Origin of the sequence: Pseudomonas sp. Sample_10 (assembly GCF_004321495.1) — a bacterium.
Classification (GTDB): domain Bacteria; phylum Pseudomonadota; class Gammaproteobacteria; order Pseudomonadales; family Pseudomonadaceae; genus Aquipseudomonas.
In genome coordinates this window covers 130,549-145,989 of sequence record NZ_RCOE01000034.1, presented here as the reverse complement: position 1 = coordinate 145,989, position 15,441 = coordinate 130,549, and the positions used below count along the sequence as shown (strand labels likewise).

13 protein-coding genes and 1 tRNA gene are annotated in these 15,441 nt (G+C 56.7%); 7 read left to right on the top strand and 7 right to left on the bottom strand.

Going from position 1 to position 15,441, the window contains the following annotated elements:
- Positions 1-15: 15 nt before the first annotated feature.
- The 4 genes from D8U18_RS02910 to D8U18_RS02895 all read right to left on the bottom strand — a co-directional run bounded on the left by D8U18_RS02910 (position 16) and on the right by D8U18_RS02895 (position 4,066).
- Positions 16-1,323, bottom strand: coding sequence for an FAD-binding oxidoreductase (locus D8U18_RS02910; protein WP_131106963.1), 1,308 nt, complete (start codon positions 1,321-1,323; stop codon positions 16-18).
- 91 nt (positions 1,324-1,414) lie between these two features.
- Positions 1,415-2,254 carry a transporter substrate-binding domain-containing protein gene (locus D8U18_RS02905; protein WP_056856528.1) on the bottom strand — a complete coding sequence of 280 codons (840 nt, stop codon included), beginning with the start codon at positions 2,252-2,254 and terminating at the stop codon, positions 1,415-1,417.
- A gap of 60 nt (positions 2,255-2,314) precedes the next feature.
- On the bottom strand, positions 2,315-3,085 hold the full coding sequence (locus tag D8U18_RS02900; RefSeq protein ID WP_131106962.1) for an amino acid ABC transporter ATP-binding protein: 771 nt from the start codon (positions 3,083-3,085) through the stop codon (positions 2,315-2,317).
- 15 nt (positions 3,086-3,100) lie between these two features.
- Positions 3,101-4,066: an amino acid ABC transporter permease gene (locus tag D8U18_RS02895; protein WP_056856526.1), complete on the bottom strand. Its 966-nt coding sequence runs from the start codon at positions 4,064-4,066 to the stop codon at positions 3,101-3,103.
- 341 nt (positions 4,067-4,407) lie between these two features.
- Here D8U18_RS02895 and D8U18_RS02890 point away from each other — a divergent pair, with 341 nt between their 5' ends.
- The 5 genes from D8U18_RS02890 (at position 4,408) to D8U18_RS02870 (ending at position 12,287) form a co-directional block, all read left to right on the top strand.
- A complete protein-coding gene (locus tag D8U18_RS02890; protein WP_131106961.1) occupies positions 4,408-5,505 on the top strand; it encodes a carboxynorspermidine decarboxylase in 1,098 nt (365 codons plus the stop codon).
- Positions 5,506-5,535: 30 nt separating this feature from the next.
- Positions 5,536-6,771, top strand: coding sequence for a saccharopine dehydrogenase family protein (locus D8U18_RS02885; RefSeq protein WP_130905706.1), 1,236 nt, complete (start codon positions 5,536-5,538; stop codon positions 6,769-6,771).
- A 245-nt stretch (positions 6,772-7,016) separates the two neighbouring features.
- Positions 7,017-8,495, top strand: coding sequence for a DUF1254 domain-containing protein (locus tag D8U18_RS02880; RefSeq protein WP_131107014.1), 1,479 nt, complete (start codon positions 7,017-7,019; stop codon positions 8,493-8,495).
- 652 nt (positions 8,496-9,147) lie between these two features.
- A complete protein-coding gene (locus D8U18_RS02875; RefSeq protein ID WP_131106960.1) occupies positions 9,148-11,274 on the top strand; it encodes a TonB-dependent siderophore receptor in 2,127 nt (708 codons plus the stop codon).
- A gap of 557 nt (positions 11,275-11,831) precedes the next feature.
- Positions 11,832-12,287, top strand: coding sequence for an Hsp20 family protein (locus D8U18_RS02870; RefSeq protein WP_056856522.1), 456 nt, complete (start codon positions 11,832-11,834; stop codon positions 12,285-12,287).
- 83 nt (positions 12,288-12,370) lie between these two features.
- Here D8U18_RS02870 and D8U18_RS02865 read toward each other — a convergent pair whose 3' ends face one another.
- Entirely contained in the window at positions 12,371-12,811 is a 441-nt protein-coding gene (locus D8U18_RS02865) for a TspO/MBR family protein (protein WP_056856521.1), read from the bottom strand.
- A 185-nt stretch (positions 12,812-12,996) separates the two neighbouring features.
- Positions 12,997-13,084: transfer RNA gene (locus D8U18_RS02860), tRNA-Ser, on the bottom strand.
- Positions 13,085-13,207: 123 nt separating this feature from the next.
- Here D8U18_RS02860 and D8U18_RS02855 point away from each other — a divergent pair.
- Positions 13,208-13,879 carry a Bax inhibitor-1/YccA family protein gene (locus tag D8U18_RS02855; RefSeq protein ID WP_008006561.1) on the top strand — a complete coding sequence of 224 codons (672 nt, stop codon included), beginning with the start codon at positions 13,208-13,210 and terminating at the stop codon, positions 13,877-13,879.
- A gap of 65 nt (positions 13,880-13,944) precedes the next feature.
- Here the strand turns inward: D8U18_RS02855 and D8U18_RS02850 are convergent, their stop codons facing one another.
- Positions 13,945-14,382, bottom strand: coding sequence for an Lrp/AsnC family transcriptional regulator (locus D8U18_RS02850; RefSeq protein WP_056854444.1), 438 nt, complete (start codon positions 14,380-14,382; stop codon positions 13,945-13,947).
- 135 nt (positions 14,383-14,517) lie between these two features.
- Between D8U18_RS02850 and D8U18_RS02845 the strand changes: the two genes are divergently transcribed.
- Positions 14,518-15,411 carry a DMT family transporter gene (locus D8U18_RS02845; protein ID WP_131106959.1) on the top strand — a complete coding sequence of 298 codons (894 nt, stop codon included), beginning with the start codon at positions 14,518-14,520 and terminating at the stop codon, positions 15,409-15,411.
- Positions 15,412-15,441: the final 30 nt, after the last annotated feature.

Sequence of the window (15,441 nt, the reverse complement as noted above, 5' to 3'; positions counted from 1 at the left end):
TGTTCTCGCTCGGATTCAATGTTTATGAGTCGCCCTGCGTTGAGAGCGTGACTCCTGGAACATATCCATTATCTTCAGGCCTGCATATACCGTCTGCGCCGCTGCCGGGCCGAGCGGGCCGCCGTTCCACTCCAGCCCATAGGCATCGAACAAGCGGTAGCGATCGGTCTCGCCGCAAATGGCTTCTGCAATGACGCGGCCGCCGATAGGGGCGGTGTTCATACCATGGCCACCAAATGATGTACATGCCCATAGCCCTTTCCCGAGCGGGCCGATGTGCGGCATTTTGTGCCTTGCATAGCCCATCAGCCCGGACCACGCTTTTTCGATCTTGATGCCGCGCAATTGCGGGTACACGTCAAGAATGTCGTCGGTCAGCAACTGCCCCAGGCGCTTTTCATCCTGCAGGTTCCGGGTGGTGATACGCCCCCCCCAGAGCAGGCGGTCACCCTCGACGATTCGATAATAGTCCGAGGCCCGGCGATTATCGCCCACGGCATCGGTGGTGCTAACCGAATCGGCCAGACGCTCGCCCAAATGTTCGGTCAGCACCGCGTAGGTGGCGATCGGCAGAAAGGCGCGGCGCAGCTTGCCGAACTCAGGACCACCGTAACCGCCACAGCAATACACCACGTTGGCGCAATCGACGGTGCCCTTGTCGGTGACGACTCGATGCCGTCCATTGCGGCTCTCGACCCGGACCATGGGCGAGTGTTCATGAATCTTGCCGCCGTGGCCTTCGATGAGTCGGGCAAGACCCAGGCAGTAGTTCAACGGATGAAAGTGAAACCCGTGGTTATCGCGCAGGGCTTGGAAATATCGTTCGGTCTTCAACTTTTCACGCACGGCCTGGCGGTCGAGGTAGTCGAGGTGGAAGTCAAAATCCGTGGCCATTTTGTCGCGCAGACGCTTGAGGTTATCGCCATCCTCGTAACGCACCACACTCAGTTTTCCTGGTGTTGGTGCGCAGCCGGGCAGTTGGTGGCGGGCGATCATCTCGCGGACCGTGTCGACACCTTCGAGGGAAAGTTTGAACAACGCAGCGGCTGTCGATTTTCCACAGCGTCGCTCGATGGATGACAAGCCTTCGGACCAGCCCTGAAGGACGAAGCCGCCGTTACGCCCCGATGCCCCCCAGGCAACACGACCGGCCTCGATCAGCACGACGGACTGCCCCCGCGATATCAGTTCCCAGGCAGTACTCAGCCCCGCCAGACCTGCGCCGATGATGCAGACATCGGCCTGGACGTTGGCCGATAGCGCCGCGCGCTGAGTCGTAGCGTTCATGGTGGCGGTGTAGTAGTTGTTGTTATAGGTGTGCATGGGGTCGGTTGTCCTTTTTCGCGGCGCAGACATGCAGCGCGCCGCGTCGAGGACGGGCGCCTGCAGTACTTCGGCTTGTTGCCTGTGGAATTTATTGCACTTTGGTGAGATCGGCGCCGTACCATTTTTCAGACAGTTGCTTGAGCGTGCCATCGGCTTTCATGTCTGCAACGGTCTTGGTCAGTACGCTGTTGAATGCTTCATCGCCTTTATCCACGGCGATGGCCAACGGTTCGTAGTAAGCGGGTTTGCCTTCCACTCTGACGATGGGATAGCCATTTTTGACGGCAGCGACAACGGTAGGAAGGGCGGACAGGGTGGCGTTGATTCTGACCCCGTTGCCCATGCGCAGGTCATCGAGTGGGCCCATGCTGTCACCGTATGTCTTCACCTCGCCAGGGGTGACGTCGTAGGTGTACGCCGGCACATCGGCGGCGTCGATCTTGAGCCGATGATTGATGTAGTCCTCCGAAGTCGTGCCGGCTTCGACGCCGATAACCTTATCGTTCAAATCCGCCGCTTTCGTTCCGGCCGCATCCTTGTGCACTGCGAATACATAGGGCGTGTAGTAATAGATTGCGGGGAAGTCGAGGACTCGGGAACGCTCGGTGGTGGGCGTCATCGAACCGACCGACAAGTCCCAGCGATTCGACCAGCGACCTGCGGTGATGATCCCGTATTCGGGGGTCACGAAATCGATCTTGCTTCCCAGCCGTCGACCGATTTCAGTGGCGACATCGATATCGAAACCTTGCAGTTTATTGTCCGGTCCCAGGAACGACTGCGGTGGCCAGTTTGCCGCGGTAGCCACTTTGATCACCTTGGTTTCATGGATGCGATCGAGGGTCGAGCCTGCCCAGGCGGCGCCTGCGCTGAGCGTAACGGCGGTGGTGACAGCGGCGGCGGTGAACAAGCGTGTAATCGAGATCATGTAAGCCTCCAGGTAGCTTGAGTGCGTTTCTTGTTGTTTTTGTCGGTACGACGATGCTTCTCAGTGGCTGAGAATCTGTGAGAGAAATTCCCGGGTGCGTTCGTGCTGCGGGTTCTCAAAAAACTCGGTGGGTTTGGCTTGCTCGAGGATGCAGCCCTGATCCATGAAGATGACTCGGTCGGCAACCCGTCGGGCAAAGCCCATTTCGTGGGTGACGCACACCATCGTGATGCCGTCGTGGGCCAGTTCACCCATCACATCCAGCACTTCCTTGACCATTTCCGGGTCCAGCGCGGAGGTGGGTTCGTCGAACAACATGATGCGTGGTCGCATGCAAAGGGCGCGGGCGATGGCAACGCGTTGCTGCTGACCGCCCGAGAGTTGGCCGGGGTATTTGTCCGCCTGGTTGCCGATCCGCACCCGATCAAGGTATTCGTAAGCCAGTTCGCGCGCCTCGGACTGACTAAGCTTGCTCACCAGACGCGGTCCCAGCATGAGGTTTTCCAGCACCGTCATGTGCGGGAACAGATTGAATTGCTGGAAGACCATGCCGACCTGGCGCCGGATGTTCGCCACACAGGCGGCATTGCGGGTCAACTCGACGCCGTCGATGAACACCTGGCCTTTCTGGAAGTCTTCGAGCAGGTTCAGGCAGCGAATCAATGTCGACTTGCCCGAACCCGACGGTCCGCACACGACCACGATCTCGCCGCTGGCAATGTGCAGGTCGATGCCCTTGAGCACATGAAAATCGCCATACCATTTATGCATCTCGTGAATCGATACAGCGGGATACGGGGCAATGACGGCTGAAGCTGACGGCTGATTCATCCTGATGCTCCTGATTCAGCGGTGGGCGCGATTGAAGTGCTTTTCCAGGCGGGCCTGGACGGTTTCCAGCACGATCGAAAGCAGCCAGTAGAGCACTGCTGCGGTGATGAGCATTTCCAGGTGACGGAACTCGGCGCGGCCCTGGGTTCGTGCCAGGAACATCAGCTCCCAGACGCCGATCACCGAGACCAGCGAACTGTCCTTGAGCATCGAGATGAACTGGTTGCCGGTCGGCGGGATGATCAGGCGCATGGACTGCGGGAGAATCACCCGGGTCATCGTTTGAAACGGGTTCAGGCCAATCGCCCGGGAGGCTTCCCACTGTCCCCGCGAGATACTGCTGATACCCGCGCGGAAGATCTCCGTCATATAGGCGCCATAGCACAGCGAGAGCGCCAGAATCCCTGCCGGGACGGCACCCACCACATAACCAAGCTGTGGAATGCCCAGATAAATGAGGTAGATCTGGATCAGCAGCGGAACGCCGCGGAAAAACGAGGTGTAGAAACTCGCGATGGCGATGGCGAAGCCGTTGGAAGACAAGCGGGCTGTAGCGCCCAACAATGCCAGGACAAAAGCAATGGCAATGGAAATCGCCGACACGTAGACCGTGGTGAATACCCCTTGGGTAATCATGAAACCCACTTTGGTGGCGATGAAGCTGTAGGAAAGATTGAAGGTATCGAAGAATAAAAGGAACAGCACCAGCAGTTCGCACCAGACCGTAATGATCTGCGCCCGCAACGGAAACCGGCCAAGGATGAACAGATTCAGTACAACGGTGAGGGTGAAGGTGCCGCCCACCGCGATGTCTCGCGCCAGAGGTGCTTGCAAGTCGAGGACGATCGGCCCCATTAAATTGGACAGCCGGCTTTCACCGACACCGCAGACCAGCGTGATAATGAAGATGACCGCTGCGACTGCGCCCATGAATAGCGCGCTGTCAGTCATGCGGGCCTTGACGATATGGTCCTTGTACATGGCTTACGTACCTCAGGGTGAGTCCCTTTATTGTTGTAAGCCAATTATGGGTGTGCGAAATGCCGGGCGGGACCCTGCAAAATGTTGGAGTTATCGGTATTTACTGGCATATCAGCGGGTGTCACCCCTACATCTGACGGAAACCACCGACAGTTACAGCGGGACAGGGAACAGGCCGGTCAACACCAGGGGCCCTGTCAATTTCAGCGGCGAGTAGGCGGCATGAACCTCGATTACTGAAAGGCCGTTAAAGGCAGCTTTTGCTCACTGCTCTTTCGATATGCGGCCAGTGAAGGCACAATGCGCATCCTTTTTTGGCTGGCCTTGCCGGAGGCCTCGAAATGATCAAGACACCGTACTACCTCATCGATAAACAAAAGCTTCTGCTCAACATGCAGAAGATTGCCTACGTGCGTGAGCATTCCGGGGCCAAGGCCTTGCTGGCACTCAAGTGTTTCGCCACCTGGTCGGTGTTCGACCTGATGCAGCAATACATGGACGGCACCACGTCTTCGTCGCTTTACGAGCTCAAGCTCGGTCGCGACAAGTTCGTCGGTGAAACCCACGCCTACAGCGTGGCCTGGGCCGATGATGAGATCGAGGAGATGCTCGACAACTGCGACAAGATCATCTTCAACTCGATCAGCCAACTGCAGCGCTTTGCCGAACGCTCGCAAGGCAAGACCCGCGGCCTGCGGGTCAACCCGCAAGTGAGCAGCTCCGATTACCTGCTGGCCGATCCCGCGCGTCCGTTCAGCCGTCTGGGCGAGTGGGACCCGGTGAAGATCGAAGGCGTGATCGAGCAGATCTCCGGCTTCATGTTCCACAACAACTGCGAGAACGGCGACTTCGGCCTGTTCGACCAGATGCTCGGCACTATCGAAGAGCGCTTCGGTCCGCTGTTGCACAAGGTCAGCTGGGTCAGCCTGGGTGGTGGCATTCATTTCACCGGCGAAGGCTATGCGCTGGACGCATTCTGCGCGCGGCTCAAGGCGTTTTCGCAAAAGTACGACGTGCAGGTGTACCTGGAGCCGGGCGAAGCGGCGATCACCAACAGTGCTTCGCTGGAAGTGACCGTGCTCGACACCCTGTACAACGGCAAGCACCTGGCGGTGGTGGACAGTTCCATCGAAGCTCACCTGCTCGACCTGCTGATCTATCGCCTCAACGCCAAACTGGCACCGAGCGAGGGTGATCACACCTACATGGTGTGCGGCAAGTCCTGCCTGGCCGGCGACATCTTTGGCGAGTACCAGTTCGAGCGTCCGCTGGCCATCGGCGATCGACTGTCGTTCATCGATACCGCGGGTTACACCATGGTCAAGAAAAACTGGTTCAACGGCCTGAAAATGCCGTCCATCGTAGTGAAACAACTCGACGGTACAGTCGAAGTGGTTCGCGAATTTGGTTATGAAGACTACCTGTCCAGCCTTTCGTAAAGCGGACAATTTGAAGGAGAGCTCAAGCAATTGAAAAAGAACGTTCTTATCATTGGTGCAGGAGGTGTCGCCAAGGTGGTGGCCCACAAGTGCGCGCAGCACAACGATGAACTCGGTCGTATTGCTATCGCGTCGCGCAACATCTCCAAATGCCAGGCCATCATCGAAAGCGTCAAGGCCAAGGGCAGTCTCAAAGTGCCCGCCGAAATCCAGGCCTTCGCGCTGAACGCCATGGATGTGGAAGCGACCAAGACGCTGATCCGCGAAACCGGATCACAGATTGTCATCAACGTCGGTTCTTCCTTCCTCAACATGTCGGTGCTGCGTGCCTGCATCGATACCGGCGTGGCTTACCTCGACACCGCCATTCACGAAGAACCGGGCAAAATCTGCGAGACGCCGCCGTGGTATGGCAACTACGAGTGGAACCACCTCGAAGAATGCCAAGAGAAGAACATCACCGCCATTCTCGGCGTGGGGTTCGACCCGGGTGTGGTCAACGCCTATGCAGCGCTGGCGCAACAACAGTATTTCGACCGCATTGATTCGATCGACATTCTCGACGTCAATGCCGGCTCCCATGGCAAATATTTCGCCACCAATTTCGATCCGGAAATCAATTTCCGCGAATTCACCGGGCAGGTGTGGAGCTGGCAGAACAGCCAGTGGACCAGCAACACCATGTTCGAAGTCAAGCGCACCGACGACCTGCCGGTCGTAGGCTCGCAGAACCTGTACCTGACCGGTCACGATGAAGTGCACTCGCTGTCGAAGAACCTCGACGTGCCGAACGTGCGTTTCTGGATGAGCTTCGGCGAGCACTACATCAACGTGTTCACCGTCCTCAGGAACCTCGGCCTGCTGTCCGAGCAACCGGTCAAGACCGCCGAAGGCCTGGAAGTCGTGCCGCTGAAAGTGGTCAAGGCCGTGCTGCCTGACCCGAGTTCGCTGGCGCCGGGCTACACCGGCAAGACCTGCATCGGCGATCTGGTCAAGGGCACCAAGGATGGCCAGCCGCGCGAAGTGTTCATCTACAACGTCGCCGACCACGAGGAAGCCTACGCAGAAACAGACAGCCAGGGCATTTCCTACACCGCTGGCGTGCCGCCTGTCGCTGCAGCCCTGTTGGTCGCCCGCGGCGAGTGGGACGTGCAGCGCATGGCCAACGTCGAAGAGCTGCCGGCTGAGCCGTTCCTCAAGGCGCTGGATGTAATGGGCTTGCCGACCCGCATCAAGGACGAAAAGGGTGACCGTCCCTGGAACTGAAACGCCAGAGACTCCCTGAACACAGGTGAGTCTGGTCTTTGGTTCCCTACAAAAAACGCCGCTCTTTGAGCGGCGTTTTTGTGTGTGGCAATCCCATGTTCAGGTTCTCTGCCCGACGCCTGATAGCAGGTGGCTGCTAAATGACCTACGCTCAAACGCGGCAGTAAACCGGCGGGTGTCTCTACATTTGCGTATCTGATCAAGACATCCAGGGCAAAGTTGATGTTGGTCGGGAGCGACGAATGATGAAATCGGAATATTCAACCCGCATGAAATGGATCGCCATCGCTGCCGCTTCGGTGGCTTTTTTAGCGGGCTGTTCCAGCAAGAATGATCCTGTGACCCAGGCCGAGACAGCCGATGCAGCCAAGGGCATTGCGGCACCCAGCCTGGCCGAAACGAAAGCCATTGCCGAAGAAGCCTTTATCTATGGGCTGCCCATCGTGATGAACCATGCGGTGATGTATGAGTATGCCGTGGACAAAAGCAGTCCGCAGTTCAAGGCTCCCTTTAATCAAATCAAGAATGAACCCCGTGTCTTCACTTACCGGGATACGGCTATTGTCACACCCAACAGTGATACCCCTTATTCATTCCTCTGGATGGATTTGCGCACCGAGCCCATGGTCCTCACGGTTCCGGCCGTGGAGAAGAGGCGTTACTACTCGGTTCAATTGATTGACGGCAATACCTACAACTACGGTTACATCGGCAGCCGCACCACGGGTAACGGTGCGGGTAACTACATGGTTGTCGGACCTGACTGGAAGGGCACCACCCCGCCAGGCATCAACAAAGTCTTCTATTCGACTACGCCCTTCACGTTGGCGGGCTACCGGACCCAACTCTTCAACCCCATGGACATGCCGAATGTGGTCAATGTGCAGTCGGGCTATAAAGTCCAGCCGCTGTCGGCATTTTTGAAACAGCCGGCACCGCCTGCATCACCCGTCATCAATTTCACTTCAATCAGCACGACAGGGATCAAAGAGAACTTCTTTGAGTATCTTGATACCGCGTTGCAGTACGTGCCGGTAACGCCGGAAGACAAGGGCATCCGGACTCGAATCGCGCGAATCGGCATCGGTCCGGGCAAAAGTTTTGAGTTCAAGGAGCTTTCGCTCGAGCATAAGGCCGCAGTCCTGCTCGGCATGAAGGAGGGCAACGAAAAGGTCGACAAGTGGTTGGCCGGCGGACTCAAGAATGTCAACGGCTGGGGCATTGGCTCGTACTTTGGCGATCGCCATTTTTATAACGGCGACTGGTTGAAGCGGGCAGGCGCCGCCAAGGGGGGCATCTACGGGAACGATTCAGTGGAAGCCACTTATCCCATTACGCGCACAACCATGACCGGCGAGCCACTGGACGGCAGCAAACATGACTACAAGCTCACGTTCCCGGCGGGGCAACTGCCGCCAGTGAATGCCTTTTGGTCGGTGACGATGTATGACGGTAAAACACAGCTGTTGATCAAAAACCCGATCGACCGTTATCTGTTGAACTCGCCGATGCTGCCCGGCATGAAAAAGAATGCCGATGGGTCGCTGACGCTCTATATACAGAAAAACTCGCCCGGCAAGGCGCTCGAAAGCAACTGGCTGCCAGCGCCCAACGGTCCGATTTATCTGGTGATGCGCCTCTATTGGCCTAAAGAAACACCGCCTTCAGTCCTGCCGGCGGGTGAAGGCAGCTGGAAACCGGCGGGTGTCGTGGTATCGAAATAAAACCTGGCTGCATGCATGTACACCGTTAGCAAACTGTGGCGAGGATTTGTCGGATCGCCGCACCGTCCCGCTGGAGTGCGCAGCAGCCCCTTTTAGGGCCGCTTCGCGCCGGAGCGGGAGCTAGCTCCCTCGCTACAAGTTCAGTGTTTGTCCCTGAGTGAACAACATTACGGTGTTTGCCGGGGCGTTGTTTTTCGGCCATTGCGAGATTATTGGGATTCGGATCGAATCGCAAAAAAGCGCAAGACACAAAGCCTGAATGTCCGGCGCTTCACGAGATGGAATGTCTACCAAGCGCAGCTAGACAAGACCGACAAACGACAGGATCACCAAGACGATCACAACTGCGCCAACGATGTAGATGATGTTGTTCATGAAGATGACCTCTCAATCTCAGCGGGATGGGCGAACTCAATGTGTCTATAAGGAATGACACTTTGCTTTCCCGTTCCGTTCCACAAACCTCGACCCACTTTGCAAGTACGTAGTGTGACGGCAGGTCATCCGCAAGCTCAGAAAACCCTGATCAGACAGCACCAAACAAAGATATAAATGCGAATACGTATCAAACGCTAAAAAATTGATATACCATGCGCCGCAATTTGTTGGCACGTATGCCACCCCATTTGGCTGGTTTATCAAGGCTCCTTAAATGCGTCGTACCCTGGTTTCTATCTGCATGCTACAGGCGTTTTCCGCTTCCTCTTGGGCGGAACAAGCGACTACCCATCAGCCCGGTCTGGAGTTGCAAGCGACCGACATCGTTGGCAGCGCTGACTTTGAAACGGCGTTGGGGCCGGTGGATGGATACCGTGCGACGCGCTCGGCCAGTGCCACGCGCACCGACACGTCGATCCACGAGACACCGCAGTCGATCACCGTGGTGCCCAAGGATGTCGTGGAGGACATCAGTGCCACTCGTTTGCAGGACGCGCTCGATTACGCCGGCGGTGTGGGGCGGGCGAACAATTTCGGTGGCCAGGGCCTGACCACCTTCACTGTGCGTGGATTCACCACCGGCGAGTTCTATCGCAACGGATTTCCCATCAACCGTGGTTACCCGAATATGCCCGATGCGAATACCATCGAGCGGCTTGAGGTGCTGCGAGGGCCGGCGACCATGCTCTATGGTCGAGGCGATCCAGGTGGCACTTTCAACGTCATTTCCAAGCAACCTCTGGCCGAGCCCACCGTCACGCTGGGCAGTCAACTCGACGACCAGGGAATGCAGCGCGGCACGCTGGATGCCTCCGGCCCGCTGGACGAAGAAGGCCGCCTGGCCTATCGCCTGAATGTGGTGGGTGAGGGCGGTGATACCTTTCGTGATCATGTTGAAACCGAACGCTATGGCGTGACGCCGGTGCTGAGCTGGCAGGTCACCGATGAGACCAAGGTGATCTTCGAAGGCGATTTCATGCGCAACAATCACCCGCTTGATCGTGGCCTGACGCGATATCCCAACCAGGTCGGCACCGCGTCTCGCGACACTTTTTTCGGCGAAAAAGACGTTGGCAAATTGCACAACGACAACAACATGGCGCAACTGCGGTTCGAGCATCTGTTGAGTGACAACTGGACGTTGGGAGGCGGGTTCCAATGGCTTGATGGCACGTTGCAGGGGAATGCCGTCGAGGCCAACGGCGTCGCCGCAGACGGTCGCACGCTGGGGCGCAACTTTAATTACCGCAAGCTGGAGTGGACCGACAAGGACACCCAACTCAACCTCACCGGCCACTTCACCGCCGGCGGTTTCGATCACACCTTGCTGACCGGGGTCGAGTACGAGGACTACGACTACACGTCGATCATTCAGCGCTCCAGCGGGGCGGTGAGTGCCTACCCGATCGACATCTTCGATCCGGTGTATGGTCAGCCTCGCCCAGCCCTGACCCGAACACCGACGGATGACAAGGAAAACCTCAAGACCTACGCCGCTTTCGTTCAGGATCAGGTGGCCTTGACCGAGCGATTGAAACTGTTGGCCGGCGCGCGTTTCGAGCGCTTCGAGCATGACTACCAAACGTTTGTCCCGGGCGGCAGGAGCTGGGAGGCCAGCGACAATGCAGTCACCCCGCGCCTGGGTTTCACTTATGATCTGACCGAGACCGTGGCGCTGTACGCCAACACGGCGCGTTCGTTCAAGCCCAACACCGGAGCCAGTCGCCAGGGCGGAGGGTTTGATCCGGAGAAGGGCAAGTCCTATGAACTTGGGATCAAGTGGGATGCGCTGGACAGCCAATTGAGCGTCGAGGCGGCGATCTACCAGATTGAAAAGCGCAATGTGCTCACCACCGATCCGCTGGACTCGACGTTCAGCGTGGCGGCAGGCGAGGTGCGCAGCCGTGGGTTCGACCTCAACGTGGCCGGTAACCTGACTCCGCAATGGCGGATGATTGGCGGTTATGCCTATGTCGATGCCGAGGTGACCAAGGACAACGTCATCAAGTCCGGCACCCGACTGATGAACATTCCGCAGAATAGCTTCAGCCTGCTCAACGTCTACGAGTTTCAGGATGGCGCACTCAAGGGCCTGGGGTTGGGCACGGGTCTGAAGTACGTCGATGAGCGCGCAGGGCAGACAGCCAACACGGCTTTCACGATGGGCAGCTATACCGTCGTCGACCTGCTCAGCTATTACAAGGTCAATGAAAAGGTCAGGCTAAACCTGGATGTGAAGAACCTGACGGATGAAGACTATGAGGAAGGAGCGTTCGGCAACGTTTACGCCTATCCGGGAGCCCCAAGAACGGTACAGGTCGGTATTTCATATACGTTGTAATCGAGTTGTGTTTGAGCGCAATGCTGTTTTCTCAAGGACAAGCTCCCTCGTCACAGGATGCCAACGCACTATCTTCAGGGAGGGCCTTTTTGCACTCTCTGGAGGGTGACTAGCGTATTTTTTTGAAAGGTTGGCGAAGGGGGCGGTTGATTGCAAACAGGACGCCACCCAGCAACAGCGCCGCGCCTGCCGCAACAAGTAAAGGCGCGTGACGAGAGGGTGATCGCCAGCCGCCTTCGACGCGACAGCGGTGAACCGTCGTAGCACATGGGTTCTCATGAAAAAGGCTTTACGTGTACCTCATGCTCTGTGGCCAGTTTCTACGGCGGGATTGCTTTGCTGACTTGCATTCAAGGCGTACGAAGTAGACCAGTGGAATGCGTTTTCAGCAAAGCGCAACAGTTAGAAGATCGCATTTTTTTGCATTGTTTCTTGAGAACAAAAAATTATTTTTGAACCTCTTGAATCGTATTTCCGGCATCGCTATATATTTTTTACGCGGTGCCGAAACCGGGCCGCGTCATAAATCACTTGGAGAAAACTCAGGAGATTTAGCTATGGCTACTACTTTTTCGTTGGCCCCACTGTTTCGTCAGTCGGTAGGCTTTGATCGTTTCAACGACCTTTTTGAATCCGCGCTTCGCAGCGAGGCGGCATCGACTACTTATCCTCCACACAACGTCGAAAAGCATGGTGACGATCATTATCGAATCGTCATAGCGGCGGCGGGTCTGACGGAGGAGGATTTTGAGATACAAGTCGAGAAGGAGGTTTTGACCATCGCTGGTGGCAAGCGAGAAAGCGATAAGGAAGCGATTTACCTTCATCAGGGAATCGCGCAGCGTGCATTTAGACTGTCCTTCCGTTTGGCGGATCACATAGAGGTCAAAAGTGCATCGTTGTCCAACGGGCTATTGAGTATTGATCTGTTGCGAGTTGTGCCGGAAGAGGCAAAGCCTAAGCGCATCAACATAGATGGTTCGGGTAACGCGGATATGAAACAACTCAATTGATAGCCAAGAACAAGGCGCTCTTCGGAGCGCCTTTTTTTATCTACCCAGATTGAGCCTCCTCGTCGAGGCGGTTTGATGGGGCATCAGCGATTCTTGATCAAAATCGAAAAATTCAACGCGGCCGCGACGCACAGCCATGCCAGATACGGAAACAGGATCAACCCCGTAATTACATCGAGCTGCAGCGCCAACACCACCATCGCCGCCACTACCAACCATAGCACCAGCAGAATCACCATCGCCGCCAACACCTGATGCGCGCCAAAGAAAACCGGCGTCCACAGTGTGTTCAATGCAATCTGTGCCGCCCACAACGCCAGGACTGTCTGGCTGCCCGGGATCAGGCTCAAGCGGTAACCGGCCCAGGCCAGCAACAGGTAAATAGTTGTCCAGGCAAGCGGGAACGCCCAGTTGGGCGGGGTGAAGCCAGGTTTGTTCAGCGCTTCGTACCATGCACCCGGCTTGAACATGACGCCGGTGCTTGCTGCTGCTGCGCAGGCCAGAAGAAAAATGAAAAATGTCATTGCCAGTCCTTGGCTGAAGCCAGCCGATGGGAAGTTATAAGAAAAGGACGCCTGGTGATGCGAAAAGTTTGGATGGGCGATGAAATTTAAGGACTGGTCGATGGGCTGAAGTATGGGCTGATGGATTTTGCCAAACCCCAGAAACGACAAAGCCCTGAATAATCAGGGCTTTGTCACTACAAATATGGCGGAGGCGATGGGATTCGAACTCATGGACCTGTTACAGTCGACGGTTTTCAAGACCGTTGCCTTAAACCACTCGGCCACACCTCCGTTTGCGTTGCGGGCGCCATAATACCTGAATGAAACACACTGTCAAACTCTCTGCATAGCTTGTTACAGGGCGTCTGTTATGATCTTTGCGACTGAACGTTTCAAACCAACAGGAGTGTCGCCATGCGCGAACAGGATTACGCAGTTAATAACAGCGTGCAGGCTGAGCAGCTAGAGGTTAGCCGCGTCCTGCGCAACACATACGGCTTGCTCGCCCTGACCCTCGCTTTCAGCGGTGTAATGGCTTTCGTTGCCCAGCAGATGCGTGTTGGCTACCCGAACATCTTCGTGGTGCTGATCGGCTTCTACGGTCTTTTCTTCCTTACCAACAAACTTCGTGATTCCGCGTGGGGCCTGGTGTCGGCATTTGCCCTGACTGGTTTCATGGGTTTCCTGCTCGGCCCGATCCTCAACCGTTACCTTGGCATGCAGGGCGGTGCCGAAGTCGTCAGCTCGGCCTTCGCGATGACGGCACTGGTGTTCGGCGGCTTGTCGGCCTACGTACTGATCACCCGTAAGGACATGAGCTTCCTCGGCGGTTTCATCACTGCAGGCTTCTTCGTGCTGCTGGGTGCGACGCTGGCGAGCTTCTTCTTCCAGATCAGCGGCCTGCAACTGGCGATCAGCGCAGGTTTTGTGCTGTTCTCCTCGGTCTGCATTTTGTTCCAGACCAGCGCCATCATCCATGGCGGCGAGCGCAACTACATCATGGCGACCATCAGCCTGTATGTATCGATCTACAACCTGTTCGTCAGCTTGTTGCAGCTGTTTGGCATCATGAGCCGCGATGACTAAAAGTCGGCACTAACGAAAAACCCGCTTCGGCGGGTTTTTTATTGTCTGCGATTGGGTGAAATGACCTACGCCATCGGCGGCAAACGGCGTTTTACCGGGGTTTTCTTGACGATGGCGGTGTTGGTTTCTGCGTGGGTATTGAGTCGGTCGAGCAGGGTATCCAATTGCTCCATCGAACGGACGTGCAGGCGGGCGATGAAGCAGTCGTCACCGGTGACTTTATCGCATTCGGTGAACTCGGGGATGGCCATGATCTGCCGTTCCACTTCATGCAACTGGCCCGGCAGCGGGCGAATGCGCACGATGGCCTGGAGTTGATAGCCGAAGCATTTCGGGTCGATTTCCACGGTGTAGCCCTTGAGCACACCTCGTTCTTCCAGACGACGCAGGCGCTCGGCAACGCTGGGCGAGGACAGCCCGCTGATTTGCGCCAACGCCTTGAGCGAACGTCGTGAGTCTTCCATCAAAGCCGTGATCAGCACCTGGTCGATGTCATCGGTCATGGCGAAACCTCTATTAGGCAGTTGTTCAAGATCGCCTTCGCATTAAAGGCAGATTTGGATTTTAGCCTTCTTTTTGCGCTGGAGAAGCGCTTCGGCTGATCGGCATAATTTGCCCATCAACACAGGAGTCTAATGATGGACAACTCAATACGTCGCGGCTCATTTGAAATGACCGCCGCCATGCTCATCTCCGGCACCATTGGCTGGTTTGTGCTGGTTTCAGGGCAACCGGTACTGGATGTGGTGTTCTGGCGCTGCCTGTTTGGTGCCGGGACCTTGCTGCTGATTTGCGCGGCATTCGGCTTCCTGCGCCCCGGCATTTTGACTCGTACCACTTTCCTGTTGGCCGTGCTCAGTGGTGTGGCGATTGTCGGCAACTGGGTGTTGTTGTTTGCCTCCTATTCCCGTGCTTCGATTGCCATCGGTACAGCGGTCTATAACGTTCAGCCGTTCATGTTGGTGGGGCTTGCGGCAATTTTTCTCAACGAGAAAATCACCTTGCAAAAGCTTGCATGGCTGGGCGTGTCGTTCCTCGGGATGTTGGCGATTGTCAGCGCCCATGGAGGGCAGGGCGAGAGTGGCAACGAATACCTGCTGGGCATTGCGCTGGCGCTGGGTGCGGCATTGCTTTACGCGATTGCCGCATTGATCATCAAACGCCTGACGGGCACGCCGCCGCATCTGATTGCCCTGATTCAGGTGAGTACCGGTGTACTGCTACTTGCGCCGTTTGCGCACTTTTCGGCCATGCCGCAGACAACGAGCGCGTGGTCCAGCCTGGCGACGTTGGGTATTGTGCACACGGGTGTGATGTACGTGCTGTTGTACGGCGCTATCCAGAAACTGCCGACCGCATTGACTGGCGCGTTGTCATTCATCTATCCGATCGCGGCGATCTTCGTCGACTGGTTTGCCTTCGGTCATCGCCTGGAGTTGCTGCAATGGGTCGGGGTTGCCGCGATTCTGCTGGCGGCTGCGGGTATGCAGCAGGGTTGGAGCCTGAAATTTCGTCGGGCCGTTACGCCGTAACGAGAGGTCAGATGTTCCAGCGCGGTGCGG

Coding starts and splice junctions, on each gene's coding strand:
- D8U18_RS02870 (WP_056856522.1), top strand. CDS start 11,832: ATGGCTACTACTTTTTCGTTGGCCCCACTGTTTCGTCAGTCGGTAGGC.
- D8U18_RS02890 (WP_131106961.1), top strand. CDS start 4,408: ATGATCAAGACACCGTACTACCTCATCGATAAACAAAAGCTTCTGCTC.
- D8U18_RS02850 (WP_056854444.1), bottom strand. CDS start 14,382: ATGACCGATGACATCGACCAGGTGCTGATCACGGCTTTGATGGAAGAC.
- D8U18_RS02910 (WP_131106963.1), bottom strand. CDS start 1,323: ATGCACACCTATAACAACAACTACTACACCGCCACCATGAACGCTACG.
- D8U18_RS02895 (WP_056856526.1), bottom strand. CDS start 4,066: ATGTACAAGGACCATATCGTCAAGGCCCGCATGACTGACAGCGCGCTA.
- D8U18_RS02880 (WP_131107014.1), top strand. CDS start 7,017: ATGAAATCGGAATATTCAACCCGCATGAAATGGATCGCCATCGCTGCC.
- D8U18_RS02905 (WP_056856528.1), bottom strand. CDS start 2,254: ATGATCTCGATTACACGCTTGTTCACCGCCGCCGCTGTCACCACCGCC.
- D8U18_RS02865 (WP_056856521.1), bottom strand. CDS start 12,811: ATGACATTTTTCATTTTTCTTCTGGCCTGCGCAGCAGCAGCAAGCACC.
- D8U18_RS02900 (WP_131106962.1), bottom strand. CDS start 3,085: ATGAATCAGCCGTCAGCTTCAGCCGTCATTGCCCCGTATCCCGCTGTA.
- D8U18_RS02855 (WP_008006561.1), top strand. CDS start 13,208: ATGCGCGAACAGGATTACGCAGTTAATAACAGCGTGCAGGCTGAGCAG.
- D8U18_RS02875 (WP_131106960.1), top strand. CDS start 9,148: ATGCGTCGTACCCTGGTTTCTATCTGCATGCTACAGGCGTTTTCCGCT.
- D8U18_RS02845 (WP_131106959.1), top strand. CDS start 14,518: ATGGACAACTCAATACGTCGCGGCTCATTTGAAATGACCGCCGCCATG.